This window comes from Dyadobacter sp. SRI_021 (assembly GCF_057586235.1).
Genome location: NZ_JBYCZM010000002.1, coordinates 115,199 through 131,326 on the forward strand (window position 1 = coordinate 115,199; position 16,128 = coordinate 131,326).

The 16,128-nt window shown below is 53.7% G+C and carries 11 protein-coding genes; 6 read left to right on the top strand and 5 right to left on the bottom strand.

What is annotated here, in order from left to right; all coding sequences use genetic code 11:
- The first annotated feature begins 3 nt into the window (after positions 1–3).
- From AC2YIT_RS05875 to AC2YIT_RS05900, 6 genes are all read left to right on the top strand, one after another.
- Positions 4–1,317, top strand: coding sequence for a hypothetical protein (locus AC2YIT_RS05875; RefSeq protein WP_430847334.1), 1,314 nt, complete (start codon positions 4–6; stop codon positions 1,315–1,317).
- Positions 1,318–1,502: 185 nt separating this feature from the next.
- Positions 1,503–2,063, top strand: coding sequence for an RNA polymerase sigma factor (locus tag AC2YIT_RS05880; protein WP_430847336.1), 561 nt, complete (start codon positions 1,503–1,505; stop codon positions 2,061–2,063).
- A gap of 220 nt (positions 2,064–2,283) precedes the next feature.
- Complete coding sequence (locus tag AC2YIT_RS05885; RefSeq protein WP_430847338.1) at positions 2,284–3,543, top strand: FecR family protein; 1,260 nt, start codon at positions 2,284–2,286, stop codon at positions 3,541–3,543.
- Between the two features lie 204 nt (positions 3,544–3,747).
- Positions 3,748–6,693 (top strand): TonB-dependent receptor domain-containing protein, encoded by a 2,946-nt coding sequence (locus AC2YIT_RS05890; RefSeq protein WP_487278559.1) that lies wholly within the window; start codon positions 3,748–3,750, stop codon positions 6,691–6,693.
- 107 nt (positions 6,694–6,800) lie between these two features.
- The gene (locus AC2YIT_RS05895; RefSeq protein ID WP_487278560.1) at positions 6,801–9,677 is read left to right on the top strand and encodes a PQQ-dependent sugar dehydrogenase; all 2,877 of its coding nucleotides are present in this window, start codon (positions 6,801–6,803) and stop codon (positions 9,675–9,677) included.
- A 19-nt stretch (positions 9,678–9,696) separates the two neighbouring features.
- On the top strand, positions 9,697–10,638 hold the full coding sequence (locus AC2YIT_RS05900) for a sugar phosphate isomerase/epimerase family protein (RefSeq protein ID WP_487278561.1): 942 nt from the start codon (positions 9,697–9,699) through the stop codon (positions 10,636–10,638).
- 78 nt (positions 10,639–10,716) lie between these two features.
- Here the strand turns inward: AC2YIT_RS05900 and AC2YIT_RS05905 are convergent, their stop codons facing one another.
- Genes AC2YIT_RS05905 through AC2YIT_RS05925 form a run of 5 tightly spaced genes read right to left on the bottom strand, consistent with a single transcriptional unit; the run spans position 10,717 to position 16,096 of the window.
- On the bottom strand, positions 10,717–12,450 hold the full coding sequence (locus AC2YIT_RS05905) for an alpha-L-fucosidase (RefSeq protein ID WP_487278562.1): 1,734 nt from the start codon (positions 12,448–12,450) through the stop codon (positions 10,717–10,719).
- A gap of 24 nt (positions 12,451–12,474) precedes the next feature.
- Positions 12,475–13,731 carry an L-fucose:H+ symporter permease gene (gene fucP / locus AC2YIT_RS05910; protein WP_487278563.1) on the bottom strand — a complete coding sequence of 419 codons (1,257 nt, stop codon included), beginning with the start codon at positions 13,729–13,731 and terminating at the stop codon, positions 12,475–12,477.
- Positions 13,728–14,063 (bottom strand): L-rhamnose mutarotase, encoded by a 336-nt coding sequence (locus tag AC2YIT_RS05915; protein WP_430847350.1) that lies wholly within the window; start codon positions 14,061–14,063, stop codon positions 13,728–13,730. The genes fucP and AC2YIT_RS05915 overlap by 4 nt, the downstream gene beginning before the upstream one ends.
- Before the next feature lie 22 nt (positions 14,064–14,085).
- On the bottom strand, positions 14,086–14,850 hold the full coding sequence (locus AC2YIT_RS05920) for an SDR family NAD(P)-dependent oxidoreductase (protein ID WP_487278564.1): 765 nt from the start codon (positions 14,848–14,850) through the stop codon (positions 14,086–14,088).
- Between the two features lie 19 nt (positions 14,851–14,869).
- The gene (locus AC2YIT_RS05925; protein WP_487278565.1) at positions 14,870–16,096 is read right to left on the bottom strand and encodes an enolase C-terminal domain-like protein; all 1,227 of its coding nucleotides are present in this window, start codon (positions 16,094–16,096) and stop codon (positions 14,870–14,872) included.
- Between the last annotated feature and the right edge of the window lie 32 nt (positions 16,097–16,128).

Genomic DNA, 16,128 nt, shown 5'->3' on the forward strand with positions numbered 1-16,128 from the left:
TTTATGTCTACAAGAAACATCCTTGCCTTGCTTGCGACCCTGCTGCTCATCGCGGCAGCGCGTCTGTACCTTGTCGAAACCTACGCCATCCCGCTGCCCTTCTGGGATCAGTGGGATGCGGAAGGGGATCATCTCCTGAGGCCGTGGATCGAAGGCCGCTTGCATATCGACTATCTCTGGGACCCGCATAACGAGCACCGCATTTTGCCGACGCGGTTGCTGTCGCTGTTGATTTTTAATATCACAGGTGTTTGGGACAACCTTATCGAGGCGCGGGTGAATATCCTGGTGGCGGCCTTCATTCCGCTCACTTTCCTGCTGTTTTTAATGCGCCAAAAAGCCTTGTACGGTCCCCGCTGGCTGGTATTGATCGCTATCATCGCTCAATTTGCGCTTCCGTTTGCATTTGAAAACGTGCTGGTAGGCTTCCAGAGCCAGTTTTATTTCCTGATCATTTTCACGCTTTTTGCGATTATTCTGGCCGCGCAATACCCGGACAGCCTCCTGGCGATGGCCGGTGTGCTCGCGCTGTCGTGGCTGAGCGTGCTTACTATGGCATCAGGTATCTTCACGCCCCTCGCCGCTGCGGGCGTGTATGCATTGCAGGCCTTTCAAAAACGGGAAATCAATGGGAAACATGTGGGGCTGGTGGTTGTGCTGGTAGGCCTGGCGGTGTTAGGATATTCCATTATGCCGCAGATCGAGGCAAACCACGTTTACCGCGCCCGCAATCTCTCGGATATGCGAAAAGCATTGCGCTTCATATTAGCCTGGCCTGTGTCCAAGAGCTGGCCTGCTGCGATCGTTTTATGGATACCCGGCCTGGCGATGGTTCCCTGGCTTTTACGGAACCGGACGCTCTCCCGCGCAGACCTGTTCATGGCCGGGTGCGTAATGTGGTCGCTTGCGCAGACGGTCGCCATCGCGTACGGGCGCGGACAGGAGATGGGGGGCGTATCCTCGCGCCACTCCGAGCTATTCACTCCCGGACTGATCGGGAATGCCTGGTTCGCGGCGCGTTTTATCGAGATTACGTTTAAAAACAAGCGTGTAGCGTGGCTCGGGGCAGTTTTTTTCGTCGTATTTATCATGGGCCACATCACACGCCGCAAGCGCGATATGCTCGCTGTACACCAGACCTATGACCTGTCGATGAAGCAGGAGGCAAACGTGCGCAAGTACCTTAAAACCGGCGACCCGTCGGTGCTGGTCCAGCCGCAGTTCGAAATACCGTATCCGGACTCCATCCGTCTGCGAAGCCTGCTCGACAACCCGACGATACGCCCCATTCTGCCACCGTATTTGAGTAGGGATTAAAGGGAGGATAGGAGGAAGGGGAGGATGGAGGAAAGGGATCGTACGAGCATCACATCTGACAATACCTGATTATACTTGACAAAACTCCCATCCCCCTTTCCTCCTTTCACCCAAAATAAAAATTGTTTAATTATATAAAAAGGTGTAGGATTGCAGTCCCGATAGAACTGACGTACCTCTCCTGAATGCAATCCCATCCCGACAACAATGCTGATGACGCCGACTTGTGGAAGTCGTTTCGCGCGGGGGATGATGAGGCTTTCGGGCGGATTGCCCGGCATTACTACAAAAGCCTTTTTAGCTACGGAGCAAAGTTTTCGCGTGACAGGGAGTTTGTCAAAGACTGTATTCAGGACCTTTTCATGGAGCTCTGGGCCAAACGCGAAACGATCGGGGATACGGCGTTCGTCAAGTTTTACCTGCTCAAATCACTCCGCCGGAAAATTTACCGGGAAAGCCAGCGCCAGCAATGGATCAGCGAGGGTGAGGAACTCGATTTTTCCGCCGAAGTTAGTGGTGACGCCTCCATTGAAGAGCATATCATCGAAATCGAGACCAACGAGGCGATGCTCAAAACCCTCAACCAGCAAATCAACCTCCTTACCCGCCGCCAGCAGGAGGTGATCTACCTTCGCTTCTTCGAAAATATGGATAATGAGGCCATCGCACAAGTGATGGGGATCTCCCGGCCGGCCGTTGCCAATTTGCTTTATCGTACCATCCAGGAATTGAAAGATCGTTTGTAAGCGCACGCTGGTGCAAAGCTCCCGCTTTGCATGCACTATTCGCAGGCCTCCGGCCGGTCCCTAACGCAATGTCGTTTTGGCGATACCAATCGGCCAGAGGCCTGCGAATAGTAAGCACGAAGGTCGGCCTTCGTGCATTCAACTCTTTTAAAAAAATTTGAAATATTTTGATTATTCCAACACGTCCGCTGCCTATGTATAGTTAGAAAACAATTATAACATGGATCAGTACCAGGAATACACGCTTGAAGATTTCGTCCTCGATGCCCGTTTTCAGGGCTGGGTGCGGCATCGGGGAGCCGCAGATGCGGTATTCTGGCAGCAATATCTCGATGAGAACCCCGCCCAGGCGGATGACATTCAAGGTGCCCGCAAATTGCTCGACAGTGTTTACCGGCACTACCGCACCGATATCGACGAGGTAGAAATCGACCTCGAAATTCAGGGGCTTTTGGAACGCGTTCGGATTGAGAAGCAGCGGCATTCTGTGGAAGGAATTAATGGGTCAGGTATTGTTAGAGGGTCAGGTATTGTCAGGGAGTCCGGTGTTGTTAGTGGGTCAGGTATTGCCAATGAGTCAGGTGTTGTTAATGGGCCGGATGTTGTTGGAGAGTCAGGTATTGTCAATAGGTCAGGTGTTGTGCGGAAGATGCCTTCGGGCAGGCCCTGGTATGCGGATATTTGGGTGAAAGTGGCGGCTTGTGCAGTGGTGGTGATTGGGTTGGGATGGGTCGGATGGCAGTATTATCGTTCCAATAATGGTTATAACGGGCTTGTATCGGGTAAAGAGCTGGTCGAGCGGGTAAATACTTCCGGGAAGCAGCAGGTGATCAAACTGACGGACGGCACGCAGGTGGTGTTGTACCCACAGTCCAGATTGAGCTTCGCTGAAACATTTCCGGCCGATCAGCGTACGGTCTATTTGTCGGGCGACGCGTATTTTCAGGTAGCCAAGGATCCTAAAAGGCCGTTCCTCGTGCATACGACGGACCTGGTGACCAAAGTGCTCGGTACCAGCTTCTTTGTGCGGGCCAGGGATGCTTCGGACAAGACGCTGGTGGAGGTGCGCGAAGGGAAAGTGTCGGTGTTCAAGCAAAAAGAATTTGCGGCACGCAGGAATGTGCAGTCCCAAACGCCCAACGGCATGGTGTTGACGCCCAATCAGAAGCTGATCTTTGAGCATGCCAGCAGCGAAATGCGCCGAACGCTGAGCGATAACCCGGAAATCGTGCCTTCGGACCATCCTAAAACCTTTGAATTTGTAAATGCACCAGCTTCGTCCGTGCTTACCGACATCGAGGAGGCTTACCAGATCGACATCATTTTCGACCGTGACGTCATGAAGGGATGCCCCGTAACGGCATCGCTGGCCGGCCAGCCGATGTTCAGCAAACTGAGCATTCTCTGCGAGGTGATCGAGGCGCGGTATGAAGTGGTCGACGGGAAGATCGTCATTTATAGTAAAGGCTGTAAAAGCTAGAAACCCTTTTTCAACCATTCAAAACCCGGATGCCGATGCGTATATAGAAGAAAGTGAGTACAAAAAAAGAGTCGGACAATGCTACCAACATGCCCGACCCTCATGAATCCCCATATTTGTTTTCGACCGCAAATACTATCCGTCCAAAGAAGGATAACGGGGATTGTTTTATCAAAATCTAACCTCAATAAAACAGTCAAATGTATGAAAGAAGCTTTTAAGTTTCAATTTATTTTCAAAGTCATGCGGATATCGCTGTGCCAGTTTTTACTTGTGGGATTGTGGGCGCTTGGTACGGCCAAAGCGACGGATGGCCAGGCGCAGGCGCTTTTGTCCCAAAAAGTAACCGTGGATATTCAAGAGCAGGGAATCGAAAACGTGTTGGGCAACCTGGAAAAGCAGGTGAACGGGAAATTTGTATACAGTGCCAAAATGATCGGCAGCGATCGGAAAGTGAGCGTGAAGGCGGCCCAGAAGCCATTATATAAAGTATTGGATGAAACCTTGAAACCCCTCGGGCTGCATTACCGCGTGACCGACAACCTGATCATCATCAGCCGTTCGGATAAATCAGCGGGCGGCCCCACCACGGGCATCCGGAGCCGGGCGACTGGATACACCATTTCGGGGAAGATCACCGACGTCTCGGGCGAGACGCTCAGCGGCGTAACGTTGATACTCAGCTACAACAACCTCGGCGTCGTGACGGACATTAACGGAACTTACAGCTTTACCGACATTCCCGATGGTAGTTATACGTTGAATGTGACGAGCATCGGTTTTACAGCTATCAAAAAGGAAATACAGGTGGCCGGCCAGGATGTCCAGCTGAATATCGAAATGAAGGACGACATTCTGCAATTGCAGGAAATCGTCGTGACGGGCGGTAACCCGAAGAAGAAGATCGAAAGCAGTGTGGCGATCACCACGATCAATAATAAGGACATTCAAACCCGCGCGCCGTTGAACAGTACCGACCTCCTGAAAGCCATTCCAGGCCTGACAGTGGAAAGTACCGGAGGCGACGGGCCCGGCAACGTGTGGGTACGCGGTTTCCCGCAGCAGGGCGGCTACATTTTTCTAGGGATCATGGAAGATGGTCTGCCGGTTTTGCCCACGGGTTTCAATTCCATTCCTTCCGTGGACCAGTATTATAAAACCGATTTGACCATTAAGAACATCGAAGCCGTGCGCGGCGGCAATGCGTCGATCGTGATGGCCAATACGCCGGGCGCGGTGATCAACAACCTGAGCTATACCGGCGCGGATAAGACTTATGGCAAGTTCAAAGCAACGACCGGTCTTTCACAAGGCCTCTACCGCCTCGACGGTAACGTCGGCGGCAAGGTAAACGACCACATCCGCTACAACATCGGCGGCTTTTACCGCACCGACAAAGGCATTGTGCCTCCGGGTTATACAGCCAACCAGGGCGGTCAGTTGAAGGGCAATATGACTTTCAATTTCAAAAACCAGAAAGGTTTCGTGCGAGTCTATGGAAAGTACCTGAACGACAAGGTGCAATGGATGCTGACCAGTTTCTATCCGTACGACGGAAGTGGCAAACCTGCCAAAACCGACAATTTTGATATGGTCACCCAGTCGCTGGCGACGGTCGATACCAAATTCAGCTATACCGATGCCAACGGCGTGAAGCGTAACTACGATTTCGCCGACGGCATTCACACCAGGCAGGGCTCTGGCGGTTTCCAGTTCAACTACCTGCTTGACAACGGTTGGGAGGTGAACAACAACTTCCGCTACCAGCATACCAACCGGACCGTGACAGCGGGTATTCCGGCCAGCATTATAACCTACAACGGATCGACACCTTACTACTACCTGGATGGCTCAGAGGCCGGTTTGAAAGCGGGGGACCGCATTGTGAATGTGACCGGCATCGGCCAGCAGGGTAAGGATGTGCAGATTGTGGATTATCTGGATTTTAAAAAGTCGATGAGCAACCATAATGTAGGCTTTGGTGTAGGTATCCACCAGTTCAACCGCAACGATGGGCCTAATTACAACTTTTCTTATCAGCAGGAGTTTAAAGAAAAGCCCAAAAGATTGCTGGCCTCGCCCACGGCTGCGAAAATTACGGCTACCAACCTGACTACGGTCATAGGCGATACGCGTACGTTGTCTGCCTACGCATCGGACGAGATCACTTTGAATCCCCAATGGCGCCTCGACCTCGGTGCACGCATCGATAACCAGAATGTGGACGGGAAACGTCCGTTCTACGCATTCAAAGCGGACGGCACACCGGATTATACCAAAGGAGCCGGCCTGACGATCGCCGGTTACACCGATTACTCCGAAACGATCACCAACTGGGCAGCTACGGCGGGCCTGAACTATAAAATCAACAACGAAGCGGCCCTCTTCGCACGTGCTACCCGTGCTTATAATGCGCCTACGATCGCGGATTACAACGCTACCGCGTACGATCCCGCGAAGATCAAGAAACGTCCTGTGTACCTGGGTGAAGTGGGGGTGAAATATGCCAAAAACGACTTTTCACTGTTTGCTTCTGCCAGCTATTCCGCGATCAAGAATGTGTCGTTGTCCATTACCGTGCCGACCATTTCCTCGGGTAACCAGGTACTTGTCGCATTCGGCTCAACCCGTACTTACAGTGCTGAATTCGAAGCGTCATATAAGCTGACAAAGGCGCTGAGCCTCCGCTGGACAGGTACCTTGCAGGATTCGAAATACACCGATTATACCGCGAATACCAACACCAACTCGGCGATTGTGGCCATCCTGGGCGATACCACTTACAGCTTTACAGGCAAGCGCACCGAACGTGTGCCGGTTTTCAATACCGAATTGTCGGCGACTTACGATTACAAGAAGTTCAATATTTATCTGGCTGGAAACTACATCGGATCGCGCTTTACGTCTCCGAGCGACAGCTACAAGCTACCAGCCTATGTGCTCATGAAAGGGGGCGCAGGATACAATTTTACCAAGGCGATCAATGCCCGTTTCTGGGTGGATAACCTGCTCAATGCAAGAGTTCTGACGGAAGGTGACGTGCGCGGAGACCAGTTCCGCAACTTCGCCGCCGTGGAAAAAGGGACAATGATGCCGGGACGCACGATTCTCCCGAGGAGTTTCTGGCTCTCGTTGTCTTACGAGTTTTAATACTGATGGATGAAAGGAGGGTGGGGGAGGAATCCCCTGCTTTCCGCTTTTGATGCGCATTCAATGAAAGTCATATATTAAATGGTTCACTTTGATGTACAATATCTATGCTTAAACCTATCCCGCGCAAAAGCCTCATCTCTACGGTCCGCTGGTCAGCCAAGCTGATCACGGTTGCTGCCCTCGCTGCATTTACGATGCAGGACACTGTTACCAAGCCTGACGAAAGTCGTTTTACACCCGTAGTCCTGGCCGACAACCTCGATGAACCGATGGCATTTGAAGTATTGCCCGACGGGAGCTCTTACATCATCGAGCGGAAAGGCACTTTGAAGAAGTATAATCCGTCGACGAAAACCACCGAGCTGATCACGACTATTCCGGTGAACACCAAGTACGTGAGCAAGGAAGGCGTCTCGCGCGAGGCGGAGGAGGGGTTAATGGGCATTACCCTCGACCCGAACTTTGCTAAAAATCACTGGATTTACCTCTACTATGCCCACCCGACCGAGAAAAAGCACATTCTCGCACGCTGGGATCTGGTGGATGATCAACTGGTGGAAAGCTCTAAAAAGGTAGTCCTCGAAGTGACTACCCAGCGCGAAGTATGCTGCCACACCGGCGGCGGTATGACCTGGGATAAAAATGGTAACCTCTTCCTGACCGTCGGCAATAACACCGGTAACGATAAAGCCGCCCAAACCGACGAACGCCCCGGTCGCGAAAGCTGGGATGACCAGGGACATGCGGGTAATACCAATGATTTGAGAGGTAAAATCCTTCGTATTCATCCCGAACCGGATGGTTCCTACACCATTCCGGAAGGTAATCTTTACCCGAAAGGCACCGCCAAAACGCGCCCTGAGATTTATTCGATGGGCCACCGCAACCCTTGGCGCATTTCGGTGGATAGCAAGACCGGCTACATTTACTGGGGCGAAGTAGGCCCCGATGCGAACGAGGATTCCGAGATCGGGCCGAGGGGTTACGACGAGCTGAACCAGGCGCGCAAGCCGGGTAACTTCGGTTGGCCGTGGTTTGTGGGGAACGATCAGGCCTTTCCGGTTTTTGATTATGCCAATAATAAACCAGGCGAGAAAAAGGACCCTAAAAACCTCGTGAACACTTCGCCGAACAATACCGGCTTGAAAGAGCTGTTCCCAACCGCACCGAGCTTCATTTACTATCCATACGGCGTTTCCGAGAAGTTCCCGCTCGTGGGCTCAGGCTCGCGCAGCGCGACCGGCGGTCCCGTTTACCACCGTTCCGATTTCAAAGCACCAAAAAGACCCTGGCCGGCCTATTATGAGAACAAATGGATCGCCGCCGATTTCTCCCGGGGCTGGATCATGGCGATCACAATGAATGCGCAGGGCGACTATGAATCAATGGAACGCGTATTGCCGAGCTATCACCCGGTGCAGCCGATCGATATCAAATTCGGGCCGGACGGTGATTTGTATATCCTCGAATACGGCAGCAACTGGTTCCGCAAAAGCGACAACTCGCGGCTGGTACGTATCGAATACAACGGCGGCAACCGCAAACCCGTAGTGGCAGCGTCGGTGGAGAAAAAGGGCGGTACTGTGCCGTTTGAAACGGTTTTGTCTTCCAAAGGCACGAAGGATTTCGATAACGACGCATTGAAATACAGCTGGAAAGTATCCGGTCCGGGCGTAGCACCGAAGGTTTTTAATACTGAAAATCCGAAGGTGAAATTCGATAAGGCAGGTGTTTACACGGCTACCCTCACGGTGACCGACTCCAAAGGTGCCAGCAACAGCCAGTCGGTACGCATTATCGCGGGTAACGAGCCGCCGAAAGTGGCGATCAAGCTGGATGGTAACAGTACCTTTTTCTTCCCGAACAAGCCGGTGGGTTACGCGGTAGGTATTTCGGACAAGGAGGACGGCAGTACCGCCGACGGTAAAATCAAGGCTGATCACGTGGCTGTAAGCATCGACTACACCGCGGAGGGTTTCGACTATGCCGAAGTAGCACAGAGCCAGCGCAGCGTGGATGCGACTACGCAATTTGCCGTAGCCCAGGCGTTGATGAGCAAAAGCGATTGTAAAGTCTGTCACCAGCCGAATACGAAATCGGTAGGGCCGTCATTTGCGGACATTTCCAACAAGTACAAGGCCGATCCCGGCGCGTTGGACAAGCTCGTGAAGAAAGTCCGTGAAGGAGGTTCAGGTGTGTGGGGCGAAGTGGCGATGGCGGCGCACCCGGCGCTGCCCGTAGCCGATGTAGAGGTGATCGTTAAATACATTTTGAACAGTACGGAAAAGACGCTGTCGACATTGCCTTTGGAAGGGAAATATACTCCGCAGATCCCGAAAACGGATAATGGCAAAGGTTCGGTGATCATCCGCGCTGCTTATACCGATCGTCCTGTGGGGACTGCCAAATCGGTACCGGCCCAAACGACCGAGGAAATGATTGTCCTTCGCAGTCCTGAGCTCAATGCAGCCGAAGCACCGGTTACCAAAGGGGTAGAGACCAAAGCATTGGGCGTAGCAGGGCAAGGGTTTGCCGTAGTCGCGTTTGAAAACAGCTATATCGCATTCCCGTCCATCGACCTTACCGGTATCGACACCCTCGAACTGAATGCCGCCGCCCAGCAACGCGAAGGCAGTGTGGGAGGCACCATCGAAATCCGTCTCGGCTCACCGACCGGCACGTTGATCGGCCAGCAAAAACTCACTGTTGCCAAGCCCGTGGATATGACCAAAATGATGGCCGAACTGGAAAATGGCGCTAAAAAAGAAGCGACCCCGGCCGCTGGCGGCTCTTCGACGGCAGGTGTTGCCGCCCCAAAAGCGCCTGCCGCAGCGCCGCGTAACCGCTTCGCCCAGCCGCCGGTGCACATCGGCCTGCAACCTACTACCGGTAAGCAGGATGTCTATTTCGTGTTCAGAAACGCAGAGGCCAAACCTATCGAGCCGTTGATGTCTTTCTCCAGAATCAAGTTTAAAAATTAATTATAAAAACATTGAAACAATGAGCAATAGCATAAACAGAAGAAACTTCCTCAGCCGAGCAGGCGCATTGGCCGCCGGTACGTTGCTGATGCCGTCGCTTGTAGAAGCTGCCCGCCAGGCAGGTATCACACTCGCCGAAAAGCCGGCCGGTATCCAGCTTTTCACCGTTTTTGAAAAAATGAACACCGATCCGAAAGGTACATTGGAGCAAATCGCCAAAATCGGGTACAAGGAGATCGAATCCGCATTCAGCACGCGGGGTAAGTATTATGGCTACGAGCCGAAGGAGTTCAAGGCATTGGTGGAAAGCCTAGGTATGACCTGGCGAGCGCACCACGCGCTGGGCGCACCGTTCAAAATGCCTCCGGGACGCAAGTTGCCCACCGGCTCCGATGGCAAGCCCATTACCATTCCGCCGATGAAAAATCTCCGGGACAACTACCAGGAGCTGGTGGACGACGCGGCCTCGGCGGGCCTGAGCTACCTCGTATGCGCCAGCACGCCCGTGGGCACGACCGACGAAATTAAGAGTTCCATTGAAGTGTTCCAGAAAACCGGGGAAGCTGCAAAAAAAGCGGGCCTTCAATTCGCCTACCATAACCACGCCACCGAATTCGATCCCGTGGATGGCGGCAAAACGCCTTACGAACTGGTTCTGTCACAAACCGACAAGGACCTTGTGAAAATGGAGCTTGACCTGGCCTGGGCTACCAAAGCCAAAAAAGATCCGGTCGCGCTGTTCAAGGAACACCCGGGCCGCTTCCCGCTTTGGCACGTGAAAGATATCAAGGCCGATTTGTCTACCATTACCGCCGTCGGAACCGGCGTAGTCGAGTTCAAGCGCATTTTCGAATCCGCGCAAATTGCCGGGTTGAAACATTTCTTCGTGGAATACGACCTCGCACCGGGCATCGAAACGGTGGAAACTTGTTATAAAAACCTGCAAAAAATCCTGGCCTGACGATTTCGGACCAGGATATCAAAGCACACGTCTCATTCAGTGACGTGTGCTTTTTGCATTCATTACCGGATGTTCCGGTTAGAGAGCAGGAGGGAACAACTGAAACTCGTTTACTCCAAAATAGCCGTGGTAATCTTGAATGGCCAGCCTGAATTTCTGCGCTTTTACAGGAGCGATAGTCTTGTCCCAATCACCCATTTTGGTGTCCTGTGCCAGCGGCACCCATTCGTTTCCTTTTAAATACAACACCTCAAACTTCCTGATTTCCGATTGCCCGTATCGGGACTCGCCGAGCTTAATGCGGCCCACGGTCTCGGGCTTTCCCAGGTCCACTTCCAGCCAGCCCGCCGGTTCGTACAATGCCATGATTTCGGGCGACTGGTAATGCAGGTTTTTGCCATAATATTTCGAGAAATCGACGTCTTTCCGGCGCCCGATCTTCCAGGCCGTTTTGGGATTGTCGTCAAATGCGGCTGCCGGATCGTGGTAGAACTGGCCTACCGAGCTGGAAGCTGTGGCCTTACGGGCGTAAGCGAGAGAGCCGGTGGCAGGCAACGGTACGGTTGGTGCGATGGTCGAGGCGTCTTTGTCGAGCGTCAGCACGGCGATGGTGGCAACCGGGTCGATCTTTCCGGAAGAATAAGTGAGGTTAATGCTCTGGTTGGTTTGGGTAAACTGAACCGGTGTGCCGTCCAGCAACTTCGCGCCTAACACTTTGGCTGGAATGGCCGGCAATGCGAGCGTCGTCTTATCCGCATTCAGCAAGTGCACGAATACCTGTTTGCCGCGATAGGAACTCACGTAATCGGGAGCCGGGGTGAAGACACCGCCTTTGGTATTGTAGATGGCTGTCTGGTTTTTCGCTATCCAGTCGCCCATTTCGCGCGCTCTTGCGGCAAAATCGGGAGGGAACACGCCTGTGCTGTCGGGGCCGATATTGAAGAGCAGGTTGCCGTTTCCGCCCACGCATCGCAGCAATGTATGCACCGATTCTTTCAAACTGCGCGGTGTGTCGCCGAACCGCCATGCCCATTGATGGCCCATGTTGGTGCAGGTTTCCCAGGGCACTTTGCCATAGCCGGCTACAAAACCCTCGGGCGTCGCGTAATCGGCGTACTGGCCCACGTAGGCGTGTGACTCGTCGGGGGTGAATGGTTCGAGGCGGTTGTTGATAATGATCTCCGGTTGGAGCTTACGTGCGAGGTCGTACACTTTTTTGGGTTCCACCGGCGTCGGCCAGCCTTCGTAATCGATCCAGAGCAGGCTGATTTTCCCGTAATTGCTCAGGAGTTCGCGCACCTGTTCGAGCACACGCGCGGCGAAAACGTCGTTGGTTTGCGGGTTGCGACAATCGGGATCTTTCCAGTCGGCCACGGAAAAGTACCAGCCGATGGGCATATTGGCCTCGTGCGCGGCCTGGGCGAGCTCTTTGCACACATTGCGGCCGAATGGCGTGTGCATGATATTGTAGTTATTGGTTTTAGTGTCAAAAAGCGAGAAGCCGTCGTGATGCTTCGCGGTGAGTACCATGTATTTCATGCCCGAAGCTTTCGCGAGAGCCACCCATTCCTTGGCATTGAAACGGGTAGGATTGAAATCGCGGTAAAGCGAGTCGTATTTAGCCTTGCCGTATCCCTCCCGCGACCAGCTGATCTCCTTCCCAATGCGCGAAACCGGTCCCCAGTGTATGAAAAGGCCCATTTTTGCATCCTGCCACCATTTCAGGCGCTGTGCTTTGGGTATTTCGGTTTGAGAGAATCCCGGCAGGGCTAGTGCTGCCGATAGCAGTAATGTCAGTATGTTCTTTTTCATTATCTAAAAATTCAAATCCATGCTTCAAACTTGCGTTGCGCTTGCCTGCGCTGTCACGTGGCCCACGCGTGCGTAATACACGAGGTAGGCGTAACATAGTACGGGCACTACAAAGGCCTTTTGTATTCCAAAACCATCGGACAGCAGTCCCATGACAGGCGGGATCACAGCCCCGCCTACAATGCTCATAATGATCAGCGAGGAGCCTGTTTTGGTATAAATCCCTAAATTTTTAATGCTGAGCGTGAACAGGATAGGGTACATCACGGAGGTGAATAACCCCACCAGCGACAATGCATACACCGAGATATACCCCGTACTCGTCATGGAAATGCCCACCAACGCCAGCGCTGCCACCGAGCAGAACGCCAGGATCGCCGGCGGGTTGGCTTTGCGGAGCAGATAGGCTCCCGCCAGTCGTCCGGCGAGCACCAAAGCCATATACAATGTGATAAACAAGGCGGCGCTTTGCTCGGTAAGTCCCGGAATGCCCGAAACTTTTGCGTAGCGGATCAAAAAGCTCACAATGCCCACTTCGGCTCCGAGGTAGCAGAACACCCCCAGCGCCCCGAGCACGGTGTGGCGGAATTTAAAGATGTCGCGGATGCCGCCTGCGTGCCTTTCTTCGCCTTCTATATTGGGTAGTTTAATAAAATATAACCAAAGGCCTATCGCCAGAAACAGCCCACCAAGGCTCAGATAGGGCGTTTTGACGAGTTGGGCTTCGGCGTTCAGATAGCTGCTCAACTGCCCTGCATCAAATCCGGCGACGGTCTCCGGAGCTATTTCCGTCGCGTGCAGCAAAAAGCGGCTGCCGACGAAGGGCCCCAGGGTAGCACCCACCGAGCCGACTGCCGAAGCAAGGCTCAGGCGGCTGGAAGCACGGTCCGGATCACCAAGGACGGAGATGTACGGCGTTGCGGTCACTTCCAGGAAGGTGAATCCGGCCGCCATGATGAACAATGCAGCCAGGAACAGCGGGTAATAACGGGTGTCGGCGGCGGGAAAGAACAGGAATGCACCGGCGGCCGCGGTGAGCAGCCCGGTAACTATGCCTGCCTTGTAGCCAAACCGGCCGATAAACTGCCCCACCGGCAATGCCAGCAGGAAATAGCCGCCGAAAAACGCCGATTGCACAAGCGACGACTGGAAGTCGGTGAGCTGGCAGGCGCGTTTTAAATGCGGGATCAGTACATCGTTGATATTCCGGCTGAGGTTCCAGATAAACATCAGGCTCATCACGACCAGGAGCGGGACCACTACGGCTTTGCTGTTTTTCATGGCAAATGGTCGTTAAGTAAAAACACCGGTTTCATCGTGGCCCAATGCTCGCCGTTTGCGGCTTCGGGCAGTTTTTGCTGGAAGGTACCCATCCACGCGGCCCATTCGTCCTGTCGTGGGAGGGTAGCCATTTTGTTGAATGCGGTGGGGAGGTCGGTACTGTCGTCGTGCTCGACGATCATAAACAAATGCCGCCCGATGCGATAAATCTGCATGTCGGTAATGCCCGCGTCGCGGATACCGGCCGGGATTTCCGGCCAGATGTTCCCGGGCGCATGATGGTGCTCGTACAGCGCGATGAGATCGGCGTCGTCGACCAGGTCCAGGGCCATACAGGTTCTTTTTGTTGCCATGTTATCTTCTATAACCTAATTCTGCCCCGCCACTTACGGGCATAATGCATCCGGTAATGAACCGCGCCGCGTCCGAAACGAGGAATACCGCCACATCGGCGATCACGTCGCCTTCGGGGCAATGGCCCAGCGGATGGATGTCGTCGAGGTACTGTTCTATTTCGCCCGCATTCGGCTGCTCGCCCGCCCATTGCCGCAGCATGGGCGTCCACACGCCCGCAGGGCACACCGCATTCACACGAATGCCGAAGGAGGCATAATCCAGCGCCATAGCCTTAGTCAGCGCGTTCATTCCGCCTTTACTTGCCACATATGCGGCATGGTTATTCTGGCCGATTTCGCCCACCATGCTGCTGGTGTTTAGGATGTTGCCCCGGGTTTGTCGGAGGTATTGCAAGCCGTATTTGGTCGTGTAGTAAACACTTTTCAAGTTGATATCGAAAAGGCCGTCCCACTCATCTTCCAAAGTTTCATGCAGCGGCTTCGACGGGCTGGCAATGCCGGCATTGTTGTGGATCACGTGGAGGCTGCCGAATGCGGCTATCGTTTTTTCAATCGCAGATTTAATGTTCTCCCTTTGCCGCACATCGCCGGGCAGTGCAAGCAGGACGTCGCTGCTAAACTCCGCTTTCAGCTTGTTTAAGGCGTTTTCATTGCGGTCGAGCACGCTCACGCGGGCGCCGGCACGCAGGTAGGCAATTACGCACTCGCGCCCGATGCCCGAAGCACCGCCCGTGATGAATATCGTTTTATGGGTCAGATTCATAATGCTGTTCCTGGTTGTGTCAGTCTTTCAAATCGCTGCTGCTGCCCGGTACCTGAGGCACCTGGTAATAGCCGCCGGCGATCGCTGCCGGGTTTACAAAATACGGTCGCAAATGGGGAATATGCTCTAAAAACAAATGCTCGTGCCCCATGCCGATGTGATTGAACAGCACCAGGTGCTGGTGGATCTGCCCCATATCGCCTACATGCGGCACTACGGGTATACCCATTTGACGTGCTAACAGGCTGATTGTAAGGAATTCCGTCACGCCGCCGACACGCACCGCGTCTACCTGGCAGAAGTCCATCGCCCTGGCCTGTAAAAAGTTTTTGAATATTACTTTGTTAGGAATATGCTCGCCCGCAGCCACCTTGAAGGGCGCAATGGCGAGTGCAATGGCCTGATGGCCTATCACGTCGTCGGGGTGGGTGGGCTCTTCGATCCAGAAAGGGTTAATATCGCCGAGTTTTTCGCAGACATGCAATGCCTGCGGCAGGTTCCATTTCTGGTTGGCATCGACCATAATGGTCGCAGCGTCGCCTGCGGTCCGGCGGATCAGCGTCGCGCGGCGGATATCGCGCCCCGGATCGTCGGAACCTACTTTGAGCTTCATGGCATTGAAACCGTTATCTATCGCCTTGCGGGTATTCGCGACGATCTTTTCATCCGGATAGTTGAACCAGCCCACTGACGTATCGTAGCCCTTATAACCGGTTGAAAGTACGTTGGTGCGCTCGTTTCGTGTCGGCAAATGCTTTTCGAGCAATGCAATGGCCTGGTCGCGGGTGAGGACTTCTTCCAGATAGCTAAGGTCGAGCGTGTTCACGAGCTGTGCGGGCGTGAGGTCGAGCAGTAACTGCCACAAAGGTACTTGCCGCGATTTGGCCCAGAGGTCGTAACACGCATTTACGACGGCCGCCAACGCAAGGTGGATCACGCCTTTGTGAGGTCCTAGCCAGCGAAGGGAAGGCGAATCGACCATACGGCGGTATTCGGTGCCGAAGTCGGCCATCAGTTCCTCGATTTCCCGGCCTTTTAATGCCACAGAAATATACTCGATGGCTTTGCAAACCAGGTCGGTACCTGCGCCGAGGGTGAATGCCAGGCCAATGCCCGTAACCGGGGAGTCGGTACGCAGGCAGCAAACGGCGTAGGCGTATTGCGGGGTAGTGTGTGTCGCATCCGAACCGACCCCGTCGGGAAGGTCGAACCGCTTGTCTTTTACTTCAATGGAGGTAATGTACATGTTTTTTCGAAATGTCAATATGATACCAGTAT